At 71.0% G+C, this 23,177-nt stretch carries 25 protein-coding genes, 1 pseudogene and 1 riboswitch; of the genes and pseudogenes, 9 read left to right on the forward strand and 17 right to left on the reverse strand.

Annotation, left to right across the window (positions count from 1 at the left end; genetic code table 11):
* Positions 1–36 precede the first annotated feature (36 nt).
* From ABZ906_RS30550 to ABZ906_RS30575, 6 genes are all read right to left on the reverse strand, one after another.
* On the reverse strand, positions 37–1,050 hold the full coding sequence (locus ABZ906_RS30550) for a hemolysin family protein (protein WP_361184924.1): 1,014 nt from the start codon (positions 1,048–1,050) through the stop codon (positions 37–39).
* Positions 1,047–2,387 carry a hemolysin family protein gene (locus ABZ906_RS30555; protein ID WP_361388153.1) on the reverse strand — a complete coding sequence of 447 codons (1,341 nt, stop codon included), beginning with the start codon at positions 2,385–2,387 and terminating at the stop codon, positions 1,047–1,049. The genes ABZ906_RS30550 and ABZ906_RS30555 overlap by 4 nt, the downstream gene beginning before the upstream one ends.
* 181 nt (positions 2,388–2,568) lie before the next feature.
* On the reverse strand, positions 2,569–2,994 hold the full coding sequence (locus ABZ906_RS30560) for a GNAT family N-acetyltransferase (RefSeq protein WP_361184919.1): 426 nt from the start codon (positions 2,992–2,994) through the stop codon (positions 2,569–2,571).
* A 68-nt stretch (positions 2,995–3,062) separates the two neighbouring features.
* Complete coding sequence (locus ABZ906_RS30565) at positions 3,063–3,944, reverse strand: TIGR03621 family F420-dependent LLM class oxidoreductase (protein WP_361388156.1); 882 nt, start codon at positions 3,942–3,944, stop codon at positions 3,063–3,065.
* Positions 3,945–3,993: 49 nt separating this feature from the next.
* Entirely contained in the window at positions 3,994–6,558 is a 2,565-nt protein-coding gene (locus tag ABZ906_RS30570) for an FtsX-like permease family protein (protein WP_361388159.1), read from the reverse strand.
* A gap of 14 nt (positions 6,559–6,572) precedes the next feature.
* On the reverse strand, positions 6,573–7,424 hold the full coding sequence (locus ABZ906_RS30575) for an ABC transporter ATP-binding protein (protein WP_361388162.1): 852 nt from the start codon (positions 7,422–7,424) through the stop codon (positions 6,573–6,575).
* A gap of 206 nt (positions 7,425–7,630) precedes the next feature.
* On the opposite strand from ABZ906_RS30575, the gene ABZ906_RS30580 reads away from it, so the two are divergent.
* The 3 genes from ABZ906_RS30580 to ABZ906_RS30590 all read left to right on the forward strand — a co-directional run bounded on the left by ABZ906_RS30580 (position 7,631) and on the right by ABZ906_RS30590 (position 8,681).
* Positions 7,631–7,858, forward strand: coding sequence for an antitoxin (locus ABZ906_RS30580; RefSeq protein WP_190078868.1), 228 nt, complete (start codon positions 7,631–7,633; stop codon positions 7,856–7,858).
* A gap of 3 nt (positions 7,859–7,861) precedes the next feature.
* Positions 7,862–8,233 carry a fic family toxin-antitoxin system, toxin component gene (locus ABZ906_RS30585; protein WP_361184909.1) on the forward strand — a complete coding sequence of 124 codons (372 nt, stop codon included), beginning with the start codon at positions 7,862–7,864 and terminating at the stop codon, positions 8,231–8,233.
* Positions 8,234–8,318: 85 nt separating this feature from the next.
* The gene (locus tag ABZ906_RS30590) at positions 8,319–8,681 is read left to right on the forward strand and encodes a VOC family protein (protein WP_361184907.1); all 363 of its coding nucleotides are present in this window, start codon (positions 8,319–8,321) and stop codon (positions 8,679–8,681) included.
* Positions 8,682–8,699: 18 nt separating this feature from the next.
* Here ABZ906_RS30590 and ABZ906_RS30595 read toward each other — a convergent pair whose 3' ends face one another.
* The 4 genes from ABZ906_RS30595 to bioB form a co-directional block, all read right to left on the reverse strand.
* Positions 8,700–9,371 (reverse strand): class I SAM-dependent methyltransferase, encoded by a 672-nt coding sequence (locus ABZ906_RS30595; protein ID WP_361388165.1) that lies wholly within the window; start codon positions 9,369–9,371, stop codon positions 8,700–8,702.
* Positions 9,372–9,599: 228 nt separating this feature from the next.
* Positions 9,600–10,334 carry a dethiobiotin synthase gene (bioD, locus tag ABZ906_RS30600; protein ID WP_361388168.1) on the reverse strand — a complete coding sequence of 245 codons (735 nt, stop codon included), beginning with the start codon at positions 10,332–10,334 and terminating at the stop codon, positions 9,600–9,602.
* 6 nt (positions 10,335–10,340) lie between these two features.
* On the reverse strand, positions 10,341–11,639 hold the full coding sequence (locus tag ABZ906_RS30605; RefSeq protein ID WP_361388171.1) for an adenosylmethionine--8-amino-7-oxononanoate transaminase: 1,299 nt from the start codon (positions 11,637–11,639) through the stop codon (positions 10,341–10,343).
* Positions 11,632–12,858: a biotin synthase BioB gene (bioB, locus tag ABZ906_RS30610; protein ID WP_361388174.1), complete on the reverse strand. Its 1,227-nt coding sequence runs from the start codon at positions 12,856–12,858 to the stop codon at positions 11,632–11,634. Before bioB ends, ABZ906_RS30605 begins: the two co-directional genes overlap by 8 nt.
* Before the next feature lie 162 nt (positions 12,859–13,020).
* On the opposite strand from bioB, the gene ABZ906_RS30615 reads away from it, so the two are divergent.
* Entirely contained in the window at positions 13,021–14,163 is a 1,143-nt protein-coding gene (locus tag ABZ906_RS30615; protein ID WP_361388177.1) for an 8-amino-7-oxononanoate synthase, read from the forward strand.
* Here ABZ906_RS30615 and ABZ906_RS30620 read toward each other — a convergent pair whose 3' ends face one another.
* Both ABZ906_RS30620 and ABZ906_RS30625 read right to left on the reverse strand, forming a co-directional pair.
* Positions 14,164–14,388 (reverse strand): DUF397 domain-containing protein, encoded by a 225-nt coding sequence (locus ABZ906_RS30620; RefSeq protein ID WP_361184891.1) that lies wholly within the window; start codon positions 14,386–14,388, stop codon positions 14,164–14,166.
* A gap of 9 nt (positions 14,389–14,397) precedes the next feature.
* The gene (locus ABZ906_RS30625) at positions 14,398–15,258 is read right to left on the reverse strand and encodes a helix-turn-helix transcriptional regulator (protein WP_361184889.1); all 861 of its coding nucleotides are present in this window, start codon (positions 15,256–15,258) and stop codon (positions 14,398–14,400) included.
* A gap of 268 nt (positions 15,259–15,526) precedes the next feature.
* Between ABZ906_RS30625 and ABZ906_RS30630 the strand changes: the two genes are divergently transcribed.
* Positions 15,527–15,994, forward strand: coding sequence for an ATP-binding protein (locus ABZ906_RS30630; protein WP_361184887.1), 468 nt, complete (start codon positions 15,527–15,529; stop codon positions 15,992–15,994).
* Here the strand turns inward: ABZ906_RS30630 and ABZ906_RS30635 are convergent.
* Positions 15,983–16,894 (reverse strand): LysR family transcriptional regulator, encoded by a 912-nt coding sequence (locus tag ABZ906_RS30635; RefSeq protein WP_361388180.1) that lies wholly within the window; start codon positions 16,892–16,894, stop codon positions 15,983–15,985. The two genes, ABZ906_RS30630 and ABZ906_RS30635, sit on opposite strands and share 12 nt — an antisense overlap.
* Before the next feature lie 140 nt (positions 16,895–17,034).
* Between ABZ906_RS30635 and ABZ906_RS30640 the strand changes: the two genes are divergently transcribed.
* Positions 17,035–17,727 (forward strand): LysE family translocator, encoded by a 693-nt coding sequence (locus ABZ906_RS30640; RefSeq protein ID WP_361388183.1) that lies wholly within the window; start codon positions 17,035–17,037, stop codon positions 17,725–17,727.
* Here ABZ906_RS30640 and ABZ906_RS30645 read toward each other — a convergent pair.
* The 4 genes and pseudogenes from ABZ906_RS30645 to ABZ906_RS30660 all read right to left on the reverse strand — a co-directional run bounded on the left by ABZ906_RS30645 (position 17,705) and on the right by ABZ906_RS30660 (position 20,382).
* On the reverse strand, positions 17,705–18,274 hold the full coding sequence (locus ABZ906_RS30645) for a DUF6328 family protein (protein ID WP_361184881.1): 570 nt from the start codon (positions 18,272–18,274) through the stop codon (positions 17,705–17,707). The genes ABZ906_RS30640 and ABZ906_RS30645 overlap by 23 nt on opposite strands.
* 133 nt (positions 18,275–18,407) lie before the next feature.
* A complete protein-coding gene (locus tag ABZ906_RS30650) occupies positions 18,408–18,881 on the reverse strand; it encodes a C40 family peptidase (RefSeq protein ID WP_361184878.1) in 474 nt (157 codons plus the stop codon).
* A 3-nt stretch (positions 18,882–18,884) separates the two neighbouring features.
* Positions 18,885–19,060: riboswitch (cyclic di-AMP (ydaO/yuaA leader) on the reverse strand.
* A gap of 354 nt (positions 19,061–19,414) precedes the next feature.
* Positions 19,415–19,724, reverse strand: a pseudogene (locus ABZ906_RS30655) (hypothetical protein).
* Between the two features lie 7 nt (positions 19,725–19,731).
* On the reverse strand, positions 19,732–20,382 hold the full coding sequence (locus ABZ906_RS30660) for an ATP-dependent Clp protease proteolytic subunit (protein WP_361388186.1): 651 nt from the start codon (positions 20,380–20,382) through the stop codon (positions 19,732–19,734).
* Positions 20,383–20,682: 300 nt separating this feature from the next.
* Between ABZ906_RS30660 and ABZ906_RS30665 the strand changes: the two genes are divergently transcribed.
* Genes ABZ906_RS30665 through ABZ906_RS30675 form a run of 3 tightly spaced genes read left to right on the forward strand, consistent with a single transcriptional unit; the run spans position 20,683 to position 23,143 of the window.
* Positions 20,683–22,218, forward strand: a complete 1,536-nt coding sequence (locus ABZ906_RS30665) for an amidase (RefSeq protein WP_361388189.1) — start codon at positions 20,683–20,685, stop codon at positions 22,216–22,218.
* Positions 22,178–22,648 carry a phage holin family protein gene (locus ABZ906_RS30670; RefSeq protein WP_361388192.1) on the forward strand — a complete coding sequence of 157 codons (471 nt, stop codon included), beginning with the start codon at positions 22,178–22,180 and terminating at the stop codon, positions 22,646–22,648. The genes ABZ906_RS30665 and ABZ906_RS30670 overlap by 41 nt, the downstream gene beginning before the upstream one ends.
* Positions 22,649–22,708: 60 nt before the next feature.
* Positions 22,709–23,143, forward strand: coding sequence for a gas vesicle protein (locus ABZ906_RS30675; protein WP_361184868.1), 435 nt, complete (start codon positions 22,709–22,711; stop codon positions 23,141–23,143).
* The last annotated feature ends 34 nt before the right edge of the window (positions 23,144–23,177 follow it).

Below are 23,177 nucleotides of genomic sequence, written 5' to 3' on the forward strand. Positions count from 1 at the left end.
GAATCCCCCTCGGTCGGGCGGGCCGGCCTCGCCCGGTCAGACGGGCTGACCGAACAGCTCCCGCAGTACGTCCTCCATGGTGACCATGCCGGCCAGTCTGCCGTCCGAGCCGAGCACCGCCGCCACATGCGTACGGCTGCGGCGCATCGCGGTCAGGACGTCGTCCAGCGGCGTGGTCTCGCGGACCTGGGCGATCTTCCGCATGTCCGGCACCCGGAACGGCAGGTCGCGCGGCATGCGGTCGAGCGCGTCCTTGACGTGCAGATAGCCGACGATACGACGGCCGTCGTCCACGACGGGGAAGCGCGAGAAACCGGACTCCGCCGAAAGCCGCTCCAGCTCCTCCGGCGTCACGCCCACCCGCGCGTAGACCACGCTCTCCAGCGGAAGCACAACATCCCTGACGGGGCGGCGGCCCAGCTCCAGGGCGTCGTGCAGCCGCTCCTGGGCGCGGTCGTCGATCAGGCCCGCTTCACTGGAGTCCTTGACCATCCGGGCGAGCTCGTCGTCCGAGAAGGACGCGCTGACCTCGTCCTTCGCCTCGACCCTGAGCAGCTTCAGGAGGCCGTTGGCGAAGGCGTTGATCGCGAAGATCACCGGGCGCAGTGCCCGCGCGATCGCGACGAGCGGCGGGCCGAGCAGCAGTGCCGTGCGTACCGGTTCGGCCAGCGAGATGTTCTTGGGGACCATCTCGCCGAGCAGCATGTGCAGATACGTCGCCACCGTCAGGGCGATGACGAACGAGATCGGGTGGACCAGGCCGTGCGGCACCCCGACCCCGTCGAACAGCGGCTCCAGGAGATGAGCGATCGCGGGTTCGGCGACGATGCCGAGCACCAGGGTGCACAGTGTGATGCCGAGCTGGGCGGCGGCGAGCAGCGCGGAGACGTGCTGCAGACCCCACAGCACGCTCTTGGCCCGCCGGTCGCCGTCTTCGGCGTACGGCTCGATCTGGCTCCTGCGTACGGAGATGAGGGCGAACTCGGCGCCGACGAAGAAGCCGTTGACCACGAGGGTCAGCAGGCCGATCAGCAACTGGACGGCGATCATCGGTCCTCCTCGTGTCGGTCGTCGTGGTCGTCGTTCAGGGGTGCGTGCAGCAGGACGCGGGCCGCGCGGCGGCCGCGGGCGTCCACGACGTCGAGCCGCCAGCCGCTCACTTCGAGGCTGTCGCCCTCGGCCGGGATACGGCCCAGCTCGGTGGCGACGAGTCCGGCGAGGGTCTCGTAGGGGCCGTCGGGCACGCGCAGGCCGACGCGGGCCAGCTGGTCGGTGCGGGCGGAGCCGTCGGCGGAGTACCGGGTGCGGCCGTCGTCGTCCTTGCCGTCGACGGCGATGTCGGGCGTCTCGTGCGGGTCGTGCTCGTCCCGCACCTCGCCGACGACCTCCTCGACGATGTCCTCCAGGGTCGCGACGCCGGCCGTGCCGCCGTACTCGTCGATGACCACGGCCATCGTGCGCTTGCCGGAGAGCCGGTCGAGCAGCTGGTCGACGGTCAGCGTGTCCGGTACGAGGAGGGGCTCGCGGACCAGCTCGGCGACGGGATAGCGGGCCCTGCGCTCGGCCGGTACGGCCAGGACGTCCTTGATGTGCGCGACGCCGACGACCGAGTCGAGGCTGCCGCGGTAGACGGGGAAGCGGGACAGGCCCGTGGCGCGGGTGGCGTTCGCGACGTCCTCGCAGGTGGCCATCACGTCCAAGGCCATGACCTGGACGCGCGGCGTCATCACGTTCTCGGCGGTGAGGTCGGCGAGGTTCAGGGTGCGGACGAAAAGCTCGGCGGTGTCCGGCTCCAGGGAGCCCTCCTTGGCGGAGTGCCGGGCGAGCGCCACCAGCTCCTTGGGGCTGCGCGCGGAGGCCAGCTCTTCGGTGGGCTGGATGCCGAAGCGGCGCACGGAGCGGTTCGCGGTGTTGTTCAGGTGGGCGATGAAGGGGCGGAACGCGGAGCTGAACAGGCGCTGCGGGGTCGCCACCCGTTTGGCGACGGCCAGCGGTGAGGAGATCGCCCAGTTCTTGGGGACCAGCTCGCCGACGACCATCAGGAAGACCGTGGACAGGGCCGTGCCGATGACCAGGGCGATCGACGAGGACGCCGACGAGGGGATGCCGACGGCGCGCAGCGGGCCGGCGATCAGTTTGGCGATGGAGGACTCGGAGAGCATGCCGACGACCAGATTGGTGACGGTGATGCCCAGCTGGGCCCCGGAGAGCTGGAAGGTGAGGTTCTTGACGGCCTTGAGGGCGCCCGCGGCGCCGCGCTCGCCGCGTTCGGAGGCGCGCTCCAGCTCGCTGCGCTCGACCGTCGTGAGGGAGAATTCGGCCGCGACGAAGACGCCGCAGGCCAGCGAGAGCAGCACCGCCACAAGGAGCAGGAGCACTTCGGTCATCGGGTCACCTCCGTCCCATGATCGGGCAGGGACCGGGGGAATGCGCGATGTCGGGTACTGGGGGGCTCGCCCATCGGCGGACGCTCACACCTTTCGTTCACGTTCGAGTGGTCCGCCCATTTTAAAGGATCAGCAAAGGCCGCTCCGGCGGATTGACCACGGGTACCCCGGTCCCGGCCGCTCAGTCGCCGAGGCGCTTGACCCAGCGGCTCCACTCCGGCTGGGGCGCGTACCCCGCGGCCCGCCACGCGTGGTGGGCCTGTTCGTTGCGGTCCAAAACCATGGCGTCCCCGCGGCGGCCTCCCACGGCGAGGAACCTCCGGTCGGCCGCGTCGAGGAGGGCGGATGCGATGCCTTGCCGCCGATGGGAGGGGAGCACGGCCAGCCGGTACAGACTGCACCGCCATCCGTCGTAACCGGCCACGACGGAGCCCACGAGGACCCCGTCGGCCTCCGCGAGGATCAGGGCATCGGGATCACGGGCGATGAGCCTACTCACCCCGTCGACGTCGTCGGTGATGGACGTCCCCTCGGCGGCCACCGCCCAGAAGTCGAGCACGTCCCGTGCGTCGGACGGGCCGGCCGTACGTATGCGCATGTCAGTCACGCGCAAGAGCCAAGCACGCGGACGAGCCGCGGGCCACCGAGTTCTCTGGCCGCGGGCCACCGGGTTCTCTATTCGCCGTGCAGCTGCTCGATGACCGGGCCGAATGTTTCCATGCCGGGTTCCAGGACGGTGATGTACGAGAAGCCGTAGCGCTCTCGCCGGGTGCGTAGCTGTTCGGTCATCTGTTCGACTGTGCCGAGGAGGAGGATGGGCAGGTCGAGGGCCTCGTCCTCGGTGAGGTGCGGGATGAAGGAGAGGAAGGGGCGGATGGCGGCGCGCCGGTCCGCGGTCACCTCGACCATCTGGACCAGGACATTCAGCTCCGCCGGTTCGGTGCGGGCCGAGGCGAAGCGCCGGTACGCGGCCACACGCCCGTCCAGGTCATCGGCCGTGATGACGGTCGGTCTGCCGTCCGCGTCCGCGCGTCCGCCGGTGAACGCCGCGATGTCGGCGTACTCGGCGGCCAGCCGCAGCATCCGGTCGCCGTTGCCGCCGACCAGCAGGGGCGGGCGGGGCCGCTGCGCGGGACGCGGCCGGAAGTCGTCGGAGGCGAGGAGTCGGTCCAACTCCCTTATGGTGCGCCGCAGATGGGCCACGCGCTCACCCGGCGTCCCCCAGGGCAGGCCCGCCAGGTCGTGTTCCGCCCGTACGTACCCGGTGCCCAGGCCCAGCTCGAAGCGTCCGTCCGTGAGCGCGTCCGTGGTCGCGATCTCCCGGGCGAGCAGCGTCGGGTTCCAGAACCCGGCGTTCAGGACGAACGTGCCGACCCGGGGATGCTCGGTGGCCTCGGCCGCGGCCACGACCGCGGGGAACGGAGCGGGCATGCCGATGTGGTCCGCCACCAGGACGACGTCGTAGCCGAGTTGCTCGGCGCGAGCGCACTTCACCCGCCACTCGTCCCCGGTGCAAGGGGTGACCATGTTGACGCCGAAACGGAACGGGCGGGCCATGAACTCTCCTCAGAAGTAGAGCCAGTTGGGCGCGGCCCGCCCCACTCCATCACTCATGCGCGATGGCCGCCAGCACGTTCATGCGCGACGCGCGCAACGCCGGAAGCAGCGCCGCCGCCAGGCCCACGAGCACCGATCCGACGAGGACCGCGATCACCGTCGTCCAGGGGATCGCGAACGCCGTCATGCCTTGCAGGGCAAGCACCTGCTGGGCTGCGACGCCCCACACCAGACCGAGCACGAGCCCGAGCAGCGCACCGAACACCGCGATCACCACCGACTCCAGGCGGATCATCCGGCGCAGCTGGCGCCGGGCCAGCCCGATGGCACGAAGGAGCCCGATCTCGCGGGTGCGCTCGACGACCGACAGGGCCAGGGTGTTGACCACGCCGAGGACCGCGATGATGATCGCCAGGCCGAGCAGCGCGTAGACGAGGTAGAGCATCACGGCGATCTGCTCGCGGATCAGTTCCTTGTAGTCGGCCTGGTCGCGGACCTGCACCTGCGGATACGGATCGAGGGTCTTCTCCAGGCGGTCGCGCAGGGTGTCGTCGCTCGTGCCGGGGGCCGCGTTCACGTACAGCGCGGAGTCCTGCCCGCCGGGCACGAACTCCTCGACCGTCGCCAGGCCGAGGAAGAGCCCGCCCTCGACGCCGAACCCCTCCGCTCCGGGCTGGTCGGTGAGCGCGCCCACCGTCAGCACCGTCTTGCGCCCGCCGGGGAACTCCACGGGAAGCTTCGAGCCGGTCCGCACCTTGTGGTCCCGCGCGAAGTCCCGCTGCATGGCGATGTTTCCGGGGGAAAGGGCCCGCTTGGTGTCGCCCGTGACGTACGTGACGCGGGCGACGTCGTCCAGGCGCGGGTCATAGCCCGCCGCGGTCGTCTCCACGCTCTTGCCGTCCGGCATGGACACCTTCACGGGCGCGAACCGCTGACGCACGACGAGCCCGGCGCCGTCGGTGTCCCGCACCTTCTCGGTGATCTCCCGCGCGAACGGCATGAAGTTGCTGTTCTGTACGACGAAGTCGGCGCCCAGCGTCTTGTCGATCTGTTCGTCGAACGACTTGGTCATCGACGCGCTCGCCACCGACATGCCGCTCACCAGGGCGAGCCCCACCATCAGCGCGGCGGCCGTGGCGCCCGTACGGCGCGGATTGCGCAGGGCGTTGCGCTGGCTCATCCGGCCGACCGAGCCGAACACGGCCGGGAACGCGCCGCCGAGCACCCGGATCACCGGGCGGACCAGGAGCGGCCCCGCGATGACGGTGGCGATCAGGGTCAGGACGATGCCGAGCCCGAGCAGGGACGCCGACGTCGAGGTGTCCTCCGAGGTGGCGCAGCCCACCAGGGCGGCGGCGCCCGCAGCCCCCACAACCAGGCCGACCGTCGCGCGGATCCGCAACGGCCGCCCCGTGCCCGCGATCTCCGCGTCGGCGAGCGCCGCCATCGGCGACACCTGGGCGGCGCGCCGCGCCGGAAGATACGCGGCGACGAACGTGACGCCCACCCCGACGACGTACGAGGCGACGGGAGTTGCCCACCCGATGACCATCTCGGTGGACTTCAGGTTCATCCCGAAGACGCCCATCAGCTCGATGAGCCCGGCCGCCAGCCCGATGCCCGCCGCGAGGCCGACCGTCGAACCGACCACGCCGAGCAGGACCGCCTCGGTGAGAACGGAGCGGCGGACCTGCCTGCGGTCGGCGCCGAGCGCGCGAAGCAGGCCCAGTTCGCGGGTGCGCTGCGCGATCAGCATCGAGAAGGTGTTGACGATCAGGAAGACGCCCACCAGGACGGCTATCCCGGCGAAGCCGAGCATCACGTACTTGATGACGTCCAGGAACCCGCCGAGGTCGGACGCCGCCGATTCGGCCTGTTCGTCGGCGGTCTTCAGGTCGTAGCCCGAGCCCAGTTCGGCGGCGATACGGCGCTTCAGCTCGGTGTCGCTCACGCCGGACGCGGCCTCCACCGAGATGCCCGTCGCCTTGGCCCTGCTGCCCAGGAGTTCGCGCTGCGCGGTCGGCGTGTCCAGGAAGACCAGGGCCGCGCCGGGGTTGGTGGTGGTGAAGGTGACGATGCCGACGACCCTGACCTTGAACGAGCCGGGCGCGGCGAGCACCGTGAGGGTGTCGCCGATCTTCACGTCCTTCTTGTCGGCCGTGTCCTTGTCGAGCAGCGCCTGGTCCCTGCCGCGCGGGGCGTGCCCCGAGGTCAGCTCGACGGGGCTGCGGTCGGTGACCTGCCAGTTGGTGGCGATGGTGGGGGCGCCGGTGGTGGGGCCCACCGGGTCGTTCTTGCTGTCGACGACCGTGATGTTCTCGACGGCCGCGTCGAGGCGGGCCTTGGCGACCCCGTCGACCTTCGCCACACGCCCCGCGAGCCGCGCGGGGATCGTCGGCGTCTGCCCCGACGGCACCGCCTCGTCGAGGTCCTCCTTCGGCTCGACGGTCACATCGGCGGACGTCGAGGCGAAGAGCCGGTCGAAGGTGCGGGCCACCGTGTCCGAGAAGATGAGGCTGCCCGCGACGAACGCCACCGAGAGGATGACGGCGAGGGCGGAGAGCAGCAGCCTGCCCTTGTGCGCGAGGAAGCTGCGGAGCGTCGCCTTCAGCATGGCCGCGCTCCTTCTCAGTCCTGGTCCGGCTTGCTGTCGGCGCCGACGCTCCGGGCGCCGTCTCCTTCGGGGTGGCCCTCCTGCGGCTTGGCGTGCAACACGTCGAACCGTTTGAGGCGTTCCAGGACCGAATCGGCCGTCGGACGCCGCATCTCGTCGACGATCCTGCCGTCGGCGAGGAAGAGCACGAGATCGGCGTGGGCGGCCGCGCCCGGGTCGTGGGTGACCATGACGACGGTCTGCTCCAGCTTGTCCACGGCGTCGCGCAGGAAGCCGAGGACTTCGAGACCGGCCCGTGAGTCGAGGTTGCCGGTCGGCTCGTCCGCGAAGATCAGCTCGGGGCGCGAGGCGAGCGCCCGCGCGCAGGCCACCCGCTGCTGCTGGCCGCCGGAGAGTTGGGCGGGCCGGTGTTTGAGGCGGTCGCGCAGGCCGAGCGTCTCGATGACGTACTGAAGCCACTCGGCGTCGGGGCGCTGGCCCGCGATGTCCATCGGCAGCGTGATGTTCTCGAGGGCGTTGAGGGTGGGGATGAGGTTGAAGGACTGGAACATGAAGCCGATGCGGTCCCGCCGCAGCTGCGTCAGTTCGCGCTCCTTGAGCCCCGTGATCTCGGTGTCGCCCAGCCACACCTGACCCGCGGAGACCGTGTCGAGCCCGGCGAGCAGATGCATGAGCGTGGACTTGCCCGAACCGGACGGGCCCATGACCGCCGTGAAACGGCCGCGTGCGATGTCCACGTCGACCGAGTCGAGGGCGAGCACGGCGGTCTCGCCGGAGCCGTACGCCTTGGTCAGGGCGCGGGCGCGCGCGGCGACCCCGTCGGGCTCCGCGAGGCCTGTGGCCGGTGCAGAAGCAGGTGTGGACAAGGCCGCCTCCCGGGTCGTGGCCGTTCCAACTCCCTTGATTCTGCCGAGAGTAGAGGGCCGGTGCGGGTGTCGGTATCCCTCCGAGGTCGTGAACCCGATCCGCGTGTAAGGGGCAATGGACCGGTGCTCGCCCGGCCGCCCGGTGCGCCTGTGCGCCCTCCCGCGCCCTCTTGTCGGTGCTAGCGCTACAGCGCTAGCTTGAGGGAATGGCGAAGACCCAGCTGAATGTGCGCGTGGACGAAGGCACCGCCCGGGCCGCACGCGAGCGCGCGCTCGCCCGCGGGATGAGCGTGAACCGCTACATCGAAGAACTGGTGAAACAGGACGCCGGCGAAGTCGGCCACACTTTCGTCGAGGCCGCCGCGGATTTCATGAAGCAGTACGAATCCGTTTTCGCCGAAGAGTTCGGTCCCGAGCGCGAGGGTCGACGTTAGCCCTTGAACCTCAGAATCGATCTTGCCTGGCTTCTGATGATCGCCGAACACAAGACGCCCGGAGACCCGCAGGTCACCGACTGGGGAGCCCTGGTGGCCGCCGTCAGCCGGCACGAGGCGGAGATATTCGGCGTGCCCGTCTACGAAAGTCCGCACGACCGCGCGGCTGCCCTGCTCCAGCTGCTCCTGCACGTCCCCGCCCTGGAACGCTCCAACGCCCTGTTCGCCTCGTCCGTCGCGTACGCCTATCTGGTCGCCAGCGGCATGAAGGTCGTCACCTCGCCCGAGCAGGTGCGCGAACTGGCCCGTCTGGTGAAGGAGGACGGCGCGAGCGTGCGGGCCATCGCGGACGAACTGCGGAAGTGGAGCCTCTAGCTTCTGGCATCGCCCGGCTGGCTCCTGGCATCACCCGGCGACGATAGGTTCGGGGGCGAGAGAGCCGCACTCCAGGAGGACGCCCATGCCCGCCGCCATCCTGCCGATGATCATCACCCCTGATCTCGACCGCCTGCTGCGTTTCTACCGGGAGCTGCTCGGGGCCCGGGAGGTGTCGAGGACTCCGGAGGAGGGGCCCGCCTTCTTCGTGGACCTGCGCATCGGCGACTCGGAACTGGGCGTCGTGTCGGACACGAGCGTGCCGCCGGACACACCGCAGCGCATTGTCCTGAGCGTGGCGGTGGATGCCGTGGACGACCTGCTCGAGCGGGTGGATTCCCTCGGCGGCGAGACGCTCGGGCCGGCCAACGACATGCCGTGGGGGCAGCGCGTCGCGCACATCAAGGACCCGGACGGCAACGCGGTCAACCTCACGCAGGCCATCTGAGACCCGCCCCGCCGCCGGTCAGTCGCTCTCCGGCCGTCGTGCCGTGCCGAGCACGCAGTACGAAGAGGGCAGCCGCGGACCCTTGGGGGGCACCAACAGCCGCCTGTACGGGCCGAGTTCGAAGCCGGCGGCACGCAGGGCGGCCACCGTGTCCCGCGAGACGTGACAGCCGCCGAAGAACAGGGGCCACAGCGTGCGGTCCAGGGCGCGCTGCGCGGTCGCCATGGCCGGGCCCGGCGCCACGCCGTGCTCGAAGAACCGCAACTCGCCGCCGGGGCGCAGGACACGCCGCAGTTCGGCGAGGGCACGGGGCACGTCGCGCACGCTGCACAGCACCAGCGAGGCCACGGCGCCGTCGAAGGCCTCGCTCTTGACGGGCAGCGCCTCGGCGGCGCCGGGCACGACGTCGACCGGCACGTCGGCCCGCACGGCGGCGGACGCGGCAAGCTGCCGCAGGGAGCGCTCCGGTTCGATGGCCACGACCTCGGACACCGCCGTCGGATAGTGCGCGAAGTTCAGCCCGTTCCCCGCGCCGACCTCGATCACCCGACCGGACAGACCACCGAGGAGCACTTTGCGGAACGTGGCCACCACGGGCTCGGCGGCCACGCTCTGGCGGGCATAGAAACGGGCGAAAACGGGATGGTGCACGGCGTCTCGGGACGCGGCCTTGGCGGAGCGAGGTGACATGGACCCTCCTCGACGGGGCGAGCGGTTACCGCAATGGTGCCCCGCCGACAGCGCTTTCCCCCCTGTGGCGGCCCGCGAGTGCACGGCTTACGGGCACCCCCGGCGCTGCGGAGGGTGCCCGTGAGCAGTGCGTTCGCGGGCGGGGCGAGGACCGTGCACTGAGGCGCGCTCGTCCGAAGCCGTGCGGGACCGAAGCCGTACGGGACCGAAGCCGCCCCCTGCCGTGTCTCAGCCCTCCCGCGCCGCCGGTGCCTCCGCCGCCGTGAACGCCGCACTGTCCCAGGTGCCCCCGAGGTCCGGCCCCAGCCAGCCCCCGGCCCGTGCGCGGAAGTCGGAGGGCGTGAGCGTGCCCGCGCCCTCCGGGATCGCGCCCAGGAGCGGCGCGCCCGCGGCCTTCGGCAGGTCCGCGAGGTTGCAGCGGGACGCCAGATCCGGCGCGGTCGGCCAGCTGCCCACGGTGACGCCCAGCGGGGTCAGGTCGCGGGCGCGCAGGGCCTCCGCGGTGAGTGCCGTGGCGTTCAGGGTGCCGAGGCCCGCCGGAGCGGCCACCAGGACCGGCGCCGTGAGGATGCGGGCCGCGTCGGCGAGGGTGGCGCCCTCGTCGTCGTAGTGCACGAGCAGCCCGCCCGCGCCCTCGATCAGGACCAGATCGTGCCCGGCCGCCAACTTCCCTGCCGCCTCCGCCACTTCGAACGGACGGACCTGTGCCATGCCCGCCCGCCGCGCCGCGGTGTTCGGCGCCAACGGCTCCGGGAAGCGGGCGAGTTCGAGGGTGGTGACCTTGTCGCCCGCGAGGCGCGTCACCTCTTCCGCGTCGCCCGGCTCACCGGGCGCCACCCCCGTCTGCGCGGGCTTGAGCACCGCGACACTGCGCCCCGCGGCGAGCGCGAGGGCGGCCACGGCGGCCGTCGTGACCGTCTTGCCGATCTCGGTGCCGGTTCCGGACACCACGATGACCGTCATGTCTGCTCAGCCTTCCTTCGCCGCCGCGCACACCGCGCGACCGATCCGTGCCACGTCGTCGTCGCTCGTGATGAACGGCGGCATCGTGTAGATGAGGTCGCGAAACGGCCGTACCCACACCCCCTCGCGCGTCGCGGCGCGCGTGGCCGCCGCCATGTCCACCTCGTGGTCCAGCTGCACCACGCCGATCGCGCCGAGCACCCGTACGTCCCGCACGCCCGGCAACCCGGCCGCCTCGGCGAGCGTGCCGCGCAGGCCAGTCTCGATGCGCTTGACCTCGGTCTGCCAGTCCTGCCCGAGCAGCAGCTCGATCGAGGCACAGGCCACCGCCGCGGCCAGCGGATTGCCCATGAACGTCGGGCCGTGGGCCAGGACCGGCACCTCGCCCCGCGAAATGCCGTCCGCGACCCGCGAGGTGCACAGCGTGGCCGCCAGCGTCATATAGCCGCCGGTCAGCGCCTTGCCCAGGCACATCACATCGGGCGTGACGCCCGCGTGGTCCGCGCCGAACAGCGCGCCCGTACGGCCGAACCCGGTGGCGATCTCGTCGAACACGAGCAGCACGTCGTGCTCGTCGCAGGCCTCCCGCAAGACCCGCAGATAGGCGGGGGAGTGGAACCGCATACCGCCCGCGCCCTGCACCACCGGCTCCACGATCACGCCGGCCAGTTCGTCGGCGTGACGCCCGATGACCTCACGCAGATGGTCGGCGTACGTGTCGTCGTACGCCTCGTACCCCGCGGGCGGCGCGTCCGCGAACACCTGCCGGGGCAGCGCTCCCTGCCACAGCTCGTGCATGCCGCCCTCGGGGTCGCACACCGACATGGGCTGCCAGGTGTCCCCGTGATAGCCGCCGCGCCAGGTCATCATCCGCCGCTTCTCGGGGCGGCCGAGCGAGCGCCAGTGCTGGAGGCACATCTTGACCGCGACCTCGACCGACACCGATCCGGAGTCGGCGAGGAAGACGTGCTCGAGACCGTCGGGCGCCATGTCGACGAGCTGTTTCGCCAGGCGGACGGCGGGCTCGTGGGTGAGCCCGCCGAACATGACATGGCTCATCCGCTCCAACTGGCCGCGTACCGCGTCGTTGAGGACGGGGTGGTTGTAGCCGTGGATCGCCGACCACCAGGACGACATGCCGTCGACCAACTCGCCGCCGGTGCCCGCGAGTCGCAGCCGTACGCCGCTCGCCGACTCGACGACCAGGGGCTCCTGGCGGCCGGGCATCGGGCCGTAGGGATGCCACACGTGGCGGCGGTCCAGGTCGAGCAGTTCGGGCACCGAGAGGCCGGTGAGATCAGGCATTGGGCGCCAGATCCGTTCCCGCGCCCCGGCGGCGCACGGCCACCAGGTCGGTGCGCACCTCGGACGTCTCGTCCCCGGCGGCCTCGGCCTGCGCGGGCACAGAGGACGCCGCGGGCTCCGGAGAACCGCACGGCCCGCAGCCGCCCCCACTCTCTCCGTGCGAACCGCAGCCGCCCCCGCCGTGCGACCCGCACCCGGCCGCCGCGATGGCGTCCGCGCGGTGCTCCGGCAGCGTCACCGTGCCGGCGCCCTCGACCTCGAAACCGGCGTCCGCGATCATGTCCAGGTCGGTCTGGCCGGCCTGGCCCTCACTGGTCAGGTAGTCGCCCAGGAAGATCGAGTTGGCCAGGTGCAGGCCCAGGGGCTGCATCGAGCGCAGGTGCACCTCGCGGCCGCCCGCGATGCGCACCTCCACGTCGGGGCAGACGAAACGGACCATGGCCAGGATGCGCAGGCAGCGCTGCGGGGTGAGGTTCCACTCCTTGGCCAGCGGGGTGCCCTCGAAGGGGATCAGGAAGTTGACCGGCACGGAATCGGAGTCGAGGTCGCGCAGGGCGTAGACCACGTCCACCAGGTCCTCGTCCGTCTCGCCCATGCCCGCGATCAGCCCCGAACAGGCGGAGAGGCCCGCGGCCTGCGCCTGCTGCACGGTGTCTACGCGGTCGGCGTACGTGTGGGTCGTGGTGATCTCGCCGTACGTCGCCTCGGACGTATTGAGATTGTGGTTGTACGCGTCCGCGCCCGCCGTGCGCAGTTTGTCCGCCTGGCCCGCGGAGAGCAGCCCGAGGCACGCGCACACCTCGATGCCTTCGTTCTGCTCCTTGATCGCCTCGATGGTCTGCGAGACGCGGTCGACGTCACGGTCGGTCGGCCCGCGGCCGCTCGCGACCAGGCAGACCCGCTTGGCGCCGCCCGCCACACCGGCCGCCGCGGCCTGCGAGGCCTCGTCGGGCTTGAGCCAGGTGTACTTGAGGATGCCTGCCGTCGAGCCCAGACGCTGGGAGCAGTACGAACAGTCCTCCGGGCAGAGACCCGACTTGAGGTTGACCAGATAGTTGAGTTTCACCCGTCGCCCGAACCACTGCCGCCGTACCTTCCCGGCGGCGGCGACCACGTCGAGCAGTTCGTCGTCGGAGGTGGCCAATACGGCCAGCGCCTCTTCGCGGGTCGGCAGCTCGCGCCGAAGCCCCTTGTCCACCAGCGTGTTCAGCAGATCCATGGCGCCGATCCTTACGTACGAGAGGCTCCCTTTCCAAGGAGACTTCGCACAACAGAAACGCTGAGAGGTGTGGGTATTGCCACATCCTGGCCCGGTGGCCGGACGGCTAGGGTCTGTGCACTGTCTACAAAACGGCCAGTCCTTACGACCCGGAGGAACCCCATGGCGAGCTCGCCGTTCGACTGGATCGACGAGCAGGCGAGCCTGCGCGCACAGGCCGGACTCGCGCGCACCCTGCGCCCCCGCCCCGCCGACGCCGGCGGCCTCCTCGACCTGGCGAGCAACGATTACCTGGGCCTGGCCAGGCACCCCGAGATCACCGAGGGCGCGGCGGCCGCGGCCCGGCGCTGGGGCGGCGGGGCCACCGGCTCGCGTCTGGTCACGGGCACCATCGAACTGCACACGGAACTCGAACGCGAACTCGCCGAGTTCTGCGGCTTCGAGGCGGCTCTGGTCCTTTCCTCCGGATATGCCGCGAACCTCGCCGCGGTCACGGCCCTGGCCCCGCACGGCTCGCTGATCGTCTCGGACGCGGGCAACCACGCCTCGCTCATCGACGGCTGCCGCCTCGCGCGCGGTACGACGCAGGTGGTGCCGCACGCCGACACCGAAGCGGTGCGCAAGACGCTGGACGGTCACCCGGGTCCCGCTGTCGTCGTCTCGGACACCGTCTTCTCGGTCGACGGCGACGCGGCTTCACTCACCGAACTTGCTTCCGTTTGTACGGAGTTCGGGGCCGGTCTCATCGTCGACGACGCGCACGGTCTGGGGGTGCTCGGCGACGGCGGGCGGGGCGCCCCGCAGGCGGCCGGGCTCGCGGGCACCGCCCATACGGTGGCCACGGTCACCCTCTCGAAGTCCTTCGGCAGCCAGGGCGGCGCGGTCCTGGGTCCCGCCAAGGTCATCGACCATCTGGTCAACGCTGCCCGCACGTTCATCTTCGACACGGGGCTCGCCCCGGCCGCCGCGGGTGCGGCGCTGGCCGCGCTGCGGCTGCTGCGCAGGGAGCCCGAGCGTGCCGCCAGGGCGCGGGCGGTGGCGGCCGAGCTGCATGAACGCCTTACGGCGGAAGGGCTTTCGGCGGTACGTCCGGACGCCGCCGTCGTCTCCGTACGGGCGCCGTCACCGGAAGCGGCCGTGCGGTGGGCCGCCGACTGCCGGGGCGCGGGTCTGGCCGTCGGCTGTTTCCGCCCGCCGTCGGTGCCCGACGGCATCTCGCGGCTGCGGCTGACCGCCCGCGCGGACCTCGACGACGCGCAGATCGCCGATGCCGTACGAGTGATCAGCCGCGCCGCGCCACGGTAGTCACCTCAGGCCGTGGACGAAGGCCTCCCATGTGGCGGACGAGAAGAGCAGGGCGGGCCCTGCCGTGTTCTTCGAATCGCGCACGGCGAGCAGCCCCTGCTTCGGCCCTGAAGCGAGCGAGGCTGTCTCCACGCAGTTGTTCATGCCGTTGCTGCGGCTGCTGCGGTGCCACTGTGCGCCGTGCAGGGAGGTGCTGGAAGGTACGTGCCGAGGGAGTGCAGTCATGGTGCCCCCTTAAGCGCCGTCACGTATCCCGGCGATGTGATCCGTTGATTCCTCGGGTGAAAGTGCCTTTGCCTGAAGAGATGTGAAGGCCTCCGCGTACGCATGGAGGTCTTCTTTCCGTTCGAGGTAGAGGCTACTCGTCAAGTGGTCGAGAACAACCACATCCAGATCAGAAATGTTCGGAAACGAAAAAATAACGAAAGATCCAATGAGGCCAACGTGCTCGCCCGCGGCGAACGGCAGCACCTGAAGGCGCACGTGGGGCAGTTGTGCGGCCTCCAGTAACCGTTTCAACTGGCCGTCGAGCACCTCGTGTCCACCCACCTGCCGGTGCAGCACCGCCTCGTCGAGAATCACGCTCAGGTGCAGCGGCGGAGCGGCGCGCAGCACGTCCTGGCGGGCAAGACGGACGTCGACCAGGGCGTTCACCTGCTCGTCCGGCAGCCCGTCGAGCGCCGCGCGCGTCACCGCACGCGCGTAGTCCGGGGTCTGGAGCAGGCCGGGCACGACGCTGGTCTCCAGCGTGCGGACCTGGCGGGCCTGCGACTCCAGGCTGATGAAGTCGCGGTAGGCGGGCGGCAGCAGGTCACGGTAGGCATGCCACCAGTGGCCGCGCCCGCCGTCCTCCTCCGAGCCCGCCAACGCGACCAGCAACTGGCGCAGATGGGGGTCTTTCGCCTCGTACGCCTCAAGCAGCAGGCGTACGTCGGCGGCCTTGGCCCCGCTACGCCCCGTCTCGATCCGGCTGACCTTCGACTGATGCCAGCCGACCCGATCGGCCGCCTGGCCACTGGTGAGCCCGGCCTTCGTGCGCAGCTCGCGCAGCTCGGCACCGAGTTTCCGGCGGCGCACCGCGGGACCGTAGCGCATGTCCTTCTCCTTCCCGGCGGAGGCGCTTGTCCGGCCTCCGACGGCCTCTCACCGGCGACAGTAGAGGAAGCGACGGCCCCACGCCCAAATACGGTCTTCCGTAGCAGAGTTCACCGCTTCGAGCGACAGATATATGCACATCTTGATGGATGACCACCTGTGAGGGGCCCGGGAGTGGCAGGCTGGCGCAAAGCACCATTCCGGGACTGTTCTCGTGCCTTCCGCTACGAGTCGGAGCCGAGCCCCGGTGGGAAAGGGACACGTCGCCATGGCAGACCTTCAGGAAGCATCCGTCACCCTGCCGAGCGATCCTGCCTCGGTCTCCGCGGCCCGGAAGTACGTCTCGAACGTCCTCGCGGAGTGGGGCCTGCCGGACGACACGGAAGTGGCCGACACGATCCGGCTCATCGTCTCCGAACTCGCCACGAACGCCGTCCAGCACACCCGCGGCCAGTCGCCCACCTTCACCGTGGACGTCGAACTCGACCGGGAGGAGCAGCTGCGCATCGGCGTCACCGACAGCCATCCCCGCTACCCCAAGCGCCTGCCCGCGGCCGTCCAGCAGGACAACGGCCGCGGCCTGGTGATCATCCGCTGGCTCACCATGGAGTGCGGCGGCCGTCTGTCGGTCACTCCCACCCCCGAGGGCGGCAAGACCGTCTGGATCGCGCTGCCCTGGACCGCGCCGGTCCGCGGCGAAGCGGCGGCCCCCTCGGGCTGGCGCTCACCCCGCTGAGCGCCCGAAGGCTCCCCTCAGCAGCGCCCGGAAGGTGTCCGCCGCGGGATGCGGCTCATCGGTGCGGTGGACGACCGAGATCGTACGGCGCAGGTTCCCCGGCTCGAGGGACCGCACCCCCACCGGCGTCACCGCCGTCCGCGCCACCATCTCCGGCACGACGGCGATGCCGAGCCCGGAACTGACAAGGGCGCACACCAGCGCGTAGTTCGGGGTCTCCACCAGGACCGAGGGCGTCGCCCCGGCCCGGACGAGGGAGGACTCCACGCCCTGCCGGGGCGGATGCGCGGGCGCCATGCTGATCAGCGGGTGACCGGCCAGCTCGCCCAGGGGCAGCCGGGAGGAGGCGCTCGCCAGCGCGTGGCCGGGCGCGGTCACCAGGACGAGCTCCTCGACCAGTACCGGCTCCGCGGTCACGGACGCGGGCAGCGGCACCGGGTCCATCGGTTCGTACGTGTGCGTGAGCGCCAGATCGACCTCGCCCGCCGCCACGGCCGCGACACCGAGCGGCGGTTCATAGCCCCGCACCGTCAGGTCGATGTCCGGGTGGGCGCGGCGGAACGCGGTCAGCGCGGGCGGCACCAGATGGATGCCGGCGCTGGTGAAGGTGCCCACGCTCAGCCTGCCGCCGGACAGGCCCGCAAGCCGGGCCAGTTCGTGCCGGGCCTGCTCCATCTCGGCGAGGACCCGGCGCGCCCGGGCGAGCAGCAGTTCGCCCGCGCCGGTCAGCCGTGCCCCGCGGTGATGCCGGACCAGGAGCGGGGTGCCCGCCTCGCGTTCGAGCTTGGCCAGCTGCTGGGAGAGGGCGGGCACGGTGTAGCCGAGGCGCTCGGCGGCGCGGGTGATCGACCCGGCCTCGGAGACCGCCACCAGTGCGGCGAGCCGCGTCGGGTCGTACATGGGCTCTCCCGGTGCAGGAGCCGGCGGGCGGTGGTGCCGTGTGGCGCTGTCCGCCGGCGTGGGGCTAAACGCCTGCTTAAGGCAGACCCCAGGATATTGCACATACCTGCTGAAGGCAGAAGAACGGCAGGCTGGGTGGCATGGACGCTCAACTGGTCGCTTTCACCGGAGTCGCCGCGGGCATGGTCGCCATGCCGGGCGCCGACTTCGCCGTCGTGGTGCGCAACGCGCTGGCTTCCCGCCGTGCCGGGGTCGCCTGCGCGGTCGGTGTCGCGGGCGGGCTCGTGGTGCACACGGCCCTCGCGGTGGCGGGGGTCGCGGCGGTCCTGGCGGCGGTTCCCACGCTCTTCCGGGCGCTGCAGGTGGCGGGCGGGGGCTATCTGCTCTACCTCGGCTACCGGGCGCTGCGGTCGGCGGCGCGGCCGCTCCGGGACTTCGGCGCGAACGCCGGGGAGGGCCGCGGGGACGGGGACGGCCGTGGCGGGGGCGGCCATGGCGAGGGTGACGGGGGCCGTGAGGAGCGGCCGGCGGTCGGGGGCAGCCTGCGTCAGGGCTTCCTGACCAACGCCCTCAACCCGAAGGCGCCCGTCACCTTCCTCAGCGTGCTGCCCCAGTTCGTGCCCGCGGGCACGTCCGCGATGCCCAGGACACTGCTGCTCGCGTCCGTCATCGTGGCCCTGGCCCTGGTGTGGTTCCCGACCGTCGCGCTCCTGGTCGACCGGCTCGGGCACCGGCTGCGCCGGCCGCGGGCGGTTCGCGCGATCGAGGGCGGCACGGGCGGCGCGCTCAGCGTCCTCGGCCTGGTGCTCCTCACCGAGGCTCTGCTCGCCTGACGTCGTCGGGCGCGTCCGACTCCTTGTCCCTGTCCGCCGCGCGGCGCACGAGGAGGGGGAGCAGGCCCCACAGGCCCGAGCACACCACGAGCGTGCCCGCGCTCGCGATGATGCCGCCGGTTCTGCCGACCGCCACGTCGACGACCAGGAGCACCGCACCGGCGATCGCGAACACCAGGACCACCAGGCCGAGGCCGGCGAGGCGGGACGACACCCGTACGATCCGCGGCTTGGCCTGCCGCCCGAACAGCGACCTGTGCACGGCGGCCGGCGCGGTGAACAGCGCCGCGGCGAGGACGGCCAGGAGGAGCGTGCTGACGTACGTGGCGCGCTGCATCGTGTCGAGCGACGGGAAGCGCTCGGTGAAGGCGAGCGTCAACAGGAACGCGAAGAGGATCTGCACGCCGGCCTGCGTCACGCGCAGTTCCTGGAGGATCTCCGAGAAGTTGCGGTCGGCCCGCTCGAAGCGCGTTTCGTTGCGCGGCTGCTTGTCCCGGTCGTCGCGCGGTGGCTCGTCCCGGGCGGTGGAGCTGTTGTTTCCGGCCATGGCGCACGAGTATCCGCGTCGACGCTCTCCACGCCTGGCGGGCGCGCCGGTCAGGGGGCTCGCGGGGGCCGGTCGGGCGGTGGCGGGGAAGCCGCCGCCACCGCCCGACGGGCAGACGATCAGTGCCGGGTGATCAGCGCACCCTGCCGTACCAGACGCTCTTCGTCCAGATCTTCTCGAGCCGCACCACGGTGTTCGACTTCGGGGCGTGCCAGATCCGGCCCTTACCGGCGTAGATGCCGACGTGGTAGACGTTCCGGCCGGAGTGGAAGAAGACCAGGTCGCCGCGGACGCGCTTGGACGCGGAGATGTGACGGGTCTTGTTGTACTGCTGTGCGGCCGTACGCGGCAGCTTCTTGCCCGCGCGCTTGAACGAGTAGAGGGTCAGGCCCGAGCAGTCGAACCGGGACGGCCCCGTCGCTCCGTAGCGGTACGGGGAGCCCTTCTTCGAGGCAGCGATCTTGAGCGCTTTGGTCGCGTGCGTCGCGGCCTCTGCTTCCGGCGTGAGTCCCGGCGCCGCGAGCGTGCCGCCTACGACGGCGAGCGTGAGGGCGGATACCGAACCGGCCCTGGTGAGCAGCGACGGAACATGATTCAGCGCGGTCATGCGCAACCCTTCGTCAGCCGCCTGTGAAGGATGACCTGTCGGATTCGGGCTGGCGAAGTTGCCCGGCCGCGGTGTGCGGCTTCACCCCAAGGGTCGGCGTCCGGACCTTCCGGACCGACGACCCGTCTTGCTTGGGTCCTCCACTCCTGCCGATGCACCGATGTCGACCGGTCATCCGGGCGGCGGCAGGACTCGGCGTCCGCCCGGACCGCCCCGCCGCTGTGGCGGGGGCTTGTCGTCGGAAGGGATCTTGACCCGTCAAGTGGTCGAATTCCGAGCCGAAACGGCGTTTTGTGAACATCCTCACGACTGAACCGTTCGGGTGGACAGGGTGGGATTCGGAATCGGCCCGAGGGGTCCGACGATCGTTCGACCAGCACCGGAACGAAGAATTCCGGCCCACGCGTACGCATCTGACGCAACCGAAGGCGGCCCGAAAGACGACAATTGTCTACGCCGAACGAGGTAGCCCGTTTGGTTCGTTTGGAAGTGGGCCCGGACGGTGCGGACTTCAGGGGCGGGGTGACGGAGGCTCAGGGCACCTGCGGAGGCGGCACGGTGACCCGTCCGGCCCGCCGCTCTCCGTCGAGGACACGCAGCGCTCTGGCCAGCGTCGGTGCGTGCACGGCACTTTCGCCCCCGCTGGTGCATGAGCGTCAGGGCGTCCCGCAGGGCCGTCGCGCTGCCGACCAGGGCCTGGGCGGCGCGCAATCCGCCGTAGGTGTCCGTGGCGCGTGCGGGGTTGATCCGGCCCACCAGGTCGACCACTTCGAGATACCGGTCGATCAACTCGCCCTCGGCGCGAGTGAGTGCGGGCAATGGAGGGAGTTCGGGCGGCAGCACCGGCGGGTCACCTCGCGTCCGGGGTGTCGAGATTCGCGGTGTCGAGGGATGACTTGCGGCTCGCGATGATCCGGTCCACCAGGCCGTACTCGACCGCCTCGGGGGCGCTGAGGATCTTGTCGCGCTCGATGTCGGCGGCGATGCGCTGCGGGCTTTGGCCCGTGTGCCGGACGAGCAGCGCCTCCAACTGGCTGCGGGTACGCAGGAGTTCGTCTGCCTGGATCGCCAAGTCGCTCGTCTGGCCGTGGATCGGCTCGGCGATCGAGGGCTGATGGATCAGCACCCGGGCGCCGGGCAGCGCGAACCGCTTGCCGGGGGTGCCCGCGGCCAGCAGGACGGCGGCCGCCGACGCGGCCTGGCCCAGGCAGGTCGTCTCCACGTCACAGCTGACGAACTGGATCGTGTCGTAGATCGCCGTCATGGCGCTGAACGAGCCGCCGGGGGAGTTGATGTAGAGCGCGATGTCGCGGTCGGGCGCCAGATATTCGAGGTGCATGAACTGCGCCATCACGTCGTTGGCCGAGGTGTCGTCGATCGGTGTGCCGAGAAAGACGATGCGCTCCTCCAGGAGCTTCGAGTAGGGGTCGAGGGTCCGCTGCCCCGTACTGGTGCGTTCGGTGAACTCGGGCAGGACATAGCGGTTGAACGGTCGGTTCATGGCACGTCTCTCCTCTGCCGGGGGTTGGCTGCTCCCCAAGGCTTCTGTAAAAAATGTACAGGACGTACGTAACGTCGTGGGGAGGAGCATGTTCCGGTGATCCCGCCGGAGTCAACAGACGTGCCGTGTTTCAGCCGCCCGCTGAAAGCCGGGGCGACGGTGCGCGGGGCCGGATGACGGGTGCGGCGGCATGGGCATACTCCGGCTCGTCGCGCACCCGGCGGCCGGTCGTCAGTCGTCGGCCGCCGGTCGCCCGCTGCCGGTCGTCCGCCGTCAGTCGCCCCGAGCCGAAAGCGCCGTATGAACCCGGAAGTCCACCAAGCCCCCGACGCCCGCCGGACCGCCGACGCCGGTGGCGGTCTGGTTCACCTCACCGCCCGTGAACTCGCCGCGGCGATCCGGGCCCGCGAACTCTCCGCGCGTGAAGTCGTCCAGGCGCACCTGGACCGGATCGAGCAGGTCAACGGCGCCGTGAACGCCGTGGTGACCCTCACGGCCGAGCGCGCGCTCGACGAGGCGCGCGCCGCCGACGAGCGAACGGTGCGCGGCGCACCGCTCGGTCCGCTGCACGGCCTGCCCGTCGCCCATAAGGACACGCACGACACCCGCGGCATCCGCACCACCTACGGGACCCCGCTCCTGGCCGACAACGTTCCGGACCGCGACGAGCTCATCGTCGAGCGGATCCGCGGCGCCGGCGCGATCACCATCGGCAAGACCAACGTGCCCGAGTTCGCGGCCGGTTCGCACACCGTCAACCCGGTCTTCGGCGCCACCCGCAACCCCTACGACCTCACGCGGTCGGCGGGCGGCAGCAGCGGGGGAGCGGCGGCCGCGCTCGCATGCGGCATGCATCCCCTGGCGGACGGCAGCGACATGGGCGGTTCGCTGCGCAACCCCGCCTCGTTCTGCAACGTGGTGGGGCTGCGCCCCTCGCCGGGCCGGGTGCCGACCTGGCCGGACGCCACCCCGTGGTCGACGATGGCCGTGCAGGGGCCGATGGCGCGAAACGTCGCCGACGCGGCCCTGCTGCTCTCCGTCGTCGCCGGTCCCGACCCGCGTTCGCCGATCTCCCTGGAGACGCCGGGGAGTGCGTTCGCCGGGTCGCTGGAACGCGATCTGACGGGACTGCGGATCGCCTGGTCGCCGGACCTGGGAGGAGCGGTGCCGGTCGACCGCGAGGTCACCGATGTGCTCGCGCCCGCGGTCACGGCCTTCGCCGGTCTCGGGTGCACGGTCGAGGAGGCGTGCCCGGATCTCTCCGGCGCCGACGAGGTGTTCCGGACCTTCCGTGCCTGGCAGTTCCATCTGGCGCTCGGTGCGCTCACGCGGACAGCGGCCGACCGGATCAAACCCAGCCTGGTGCGGAACGTACAACAGGGGCGCGCACTCACCGGCATCGACCTGGAGCGCGCCACCGTGCTGCACGGCCAGCTGTTCCACCGGGTGCGGGAGTTCTTCGAGCGGTACGACGCCCTGATTCTGCCCACCAGTCAAGTCGTACCGTTCCCCGTCGAATCGGAATATCCGGACACGGTCGGCGGGGTGGCGATGACCGACTATCTGGAGTGGATGCGCTCGGCGTATCTGGTGTCCGCGACCGGCAGTCCGGCGCTCTCGGTGCCCGCCGGGTTCACCCCGGCGGGGCTGCCGGTCGGGCTGCAGATCGTCGGGCCGCACCGTGCCGATCTACACGTTCTGCAGATCGGTCACGCCTTCGAACAAGCCACCCGCCACGGGGAGCGGCGGCCGGAGCCCGGCGTTACGCGTCCGGACGGCCGGGTACTCGGGCGCCATGAATCGTTTGGAGCATCTGGACAAGAACATCGTCGATGAGCTGACGCGTGCCGCCCGCCAGGCCGTACGCGAAGAACTGCGCGACCAACTGCGCGACGAACTGAGAGAGCAGACACGAAAACAGCGGCGCAAGGCCGCGCTGTACGCGGGGGCGGGCGCCGCCGGTCTCTACGCGGGCGCCGCGCTCGCGCTCGCCTTCGGCCTCGCGCTCGCACTCGGCCTGCCGGGCTGGGCGGCCGCGCTGATCACCGCGGTGGTGCTCGGCGTCGTGGCGTATCTGCTGCGTGAAGCGGCCCGCCCCTCCGTCGACCGCCCCTCCGTCGGCGGTCCTTCCGTCGACACGCCCTCCACGGCTTCCGCACCCGGGTCCACGCCGGTCGTACCGGAGCGTCCGGTGTCGCCGCCGACCGTGGACGCGACGCGTTCGAAGGGCCTGGATCCTGATGTGCCGCACCGCCCCGGACGGTGAGTCGAGCCGCCTCGATGTGGATGTTTGGCCAACGGATTACGGGCCACTCGTGAAGGCGAGGTGGCCATATTGAACACATCGTCAGATCCAGCAAGGAAGAGGACGAGTTCACCGCGGTCGAACTCAAAGGCACCGTCGCATTCGAACGCGAACTCATCCTCGAAGAATTCAACCGAACCCACCGAACCCACCGAACACGCGGACAACAGCAGGGCGAAACGCCGTCCTGGCCCGATGGAAGTGCTGCGCACGGCGCGCACCCAGCTCGCCGAGCTCACCGGTATGACGACCGAGTCCGTGTCGTCCTTCTCGCAGACCGAAGACGGCTGGACGTTGGAGATCGAGGTCCTGGAACTCACCAGGGTGCCGGACACGATGAGTCTCCTCGCGAGCTACCAGGTGGAGTGCGACCCGCAGGGCGAGCTCCTCGGCTACCGGCGCACCCGCCGCTACGAACGCGGTCGCGCCGACTCCCAGAAGGGCGGCGGCCGGTAGAGCCTCCGGGAGCACATCGCCCTGCGCGCGGGAT

Origin of the sequence: Streptomyces sp. NPDC046925 (assembly GCF_040644915.1) — a bacterium.
In the GTDB taxonomy this organism is placed as follows: Bacteria; Actinomycetota; Actinomycetes; order Streptomycetales; family Streptomycetaceae; genus Streptomyces.

Bases quoted from the DNA above. Each gene is read 5' to 3' on its own strand.
- ABZ906_RS30550 (WP_361184924.1), bottom strand. From the start codon at position 1,050: ATGATCGCCGTCCAGTTGCTGATCGGCCTGCTGACCCTCGTGGTCAAC.
- ABZ906_RS30635 (WP_361388180.1), bottom strand. From the start codon at position 16,894: ATGTACGACCCGACGCGGCTCGCCGCACTGGTGGCGGTCTCCGAGGCC.
- ABZ906_RS30555 (WP_361388153.1), bottom strand. From the start codon at position 2,387: ATGACCGAAGTGCTCCTGCTCCTTGTGGCGGTGCTGCTCTCGCTGGCC.
- ABZ906_RS30625 (WP_361184889.1), bottom strand. From the start codon at position 15,258: ATGCGCTACGGTCCCGCGGTGCGCCGCCGGAAACTCGGTGCCGAGCTG.
- ABZ906_RS30620 (WP_361184891.1), bottom strand. From the start codon at position 14,388: ATGACTGCACTCCCTCGGCACGTACCTTCCAGCACCTCCCTGCACGGC.
- ABZ906_RS30565 (WP_361388156.1), bottom strand. From the start codon at position 3,944: ATGGCCCGCCCGTTCCGTTTCGGCGTCAACATGGTCACCCCTTGCACC.
- ABZ906_RS30665 (WP_361388189.1), top strand. From the start codon at position 20,683: ATGAACCCGGAAGTCCACCAAGCCCCCGACGCCCGCCGGACCGCCGAC.
- ABZ906_RS30650 (WP_361184878.1), bottom strand. From the start codon at position 18,881: ATGACCGCGCTGAATCATGTTCCGTCGCTGCTCACCAGGGCCGGTTCG.
- ABZ906_RS30590 (WP_361184907.1), top strand. From the start codon at position 8,319: ATGCCCGCCGCCATCCTGCCGATGATCATCACCCCTGATCTCGACCGC.
- ABZ906_RS30615 (WP_361388177.1), top strand. From the start codon at position 13,021: ATGGCGAGCTCGCCGTTCGACTGGATCGACGAGCAGGCGAGCCTGCGC.
- ABZ906_RS30605 (WP_361388171.1), bottom strand. From the start codon at position 11,639: ATGCCTGATCTCACCGGCCTCTCGGTGCCCGAACTGCTCGACCTGGAC.
- ABZ906_RS30660 (WP_361388186.1), bottom strand. From the start codon at position 20,382: ATGAACCGACCGTTCAACCGCTATGTCCTGCCCGAGTTCACCGAACGC.
- bioB (WP_361388174.1), bottom strand. From the start codon at position 12,858: ATGGATCTGCTGAACACGCTGGTGGACAAGGGGCTTCGGCGCGAGCTG.
- ABZ906_RS30595 (WP_361388165.1), bottom strand. From the start codon at position 9,371: ATGTCACCTCGCTCCGCCAAGGCCGCGTCCCGAGACGCCGTGCACCAT.
- ABZ906_RS30570 (WP_361388159.1), bottom strand. From the start codon at position 6,558: ATGCTGAAGGCGACGCTCCGCAGCTTCCTCGCGCACAAGGGCAGGCTG.
- ABZ906_RS30670 (WP_361388192.1), top strand. From the start codon at position 22,178: ATGAATCGTTTGGAGCATCTGGACAAGAACATCGTCGATGAGCTGACG.
- ABZ906_RS30640 (WP_361388183.1), top strand. From the start codon at position 17,035: ATGGACGCTCAACTGGTCGCTTTCACCGGAGTCGCCGCGGGCATGGTC.
- ABZ906_RS30580 (WP_190078868.1), top strand. From the start codon at position 7,631: ATGGCGAAGACCCAGCTGAATGTGCGCGTGGACGAAGGCACCGCCCGG.
- bioD (WP_361388168.1), bottom strand. From the start codon at position 10,334: ATGACGGTCATCGTGGTGTCCGGAACCGGCACCGAGATCGGCAAGACG.
- ABZ906_RS30645 (WP_361184881.1), bottom strand. From the start codon at position 18,274: ATGGCCGGAAACAACAGCTCCACCGCCCGGGACGAGCCACCGCGCGAC.
- ABZ906_RS30630 (WP_361184887.1), top strand. From the start codon at position 15,527: ATGGCAGACCTTCAGGAAGCATCCGTCACCCTGCCGAGCGATCCTGCC.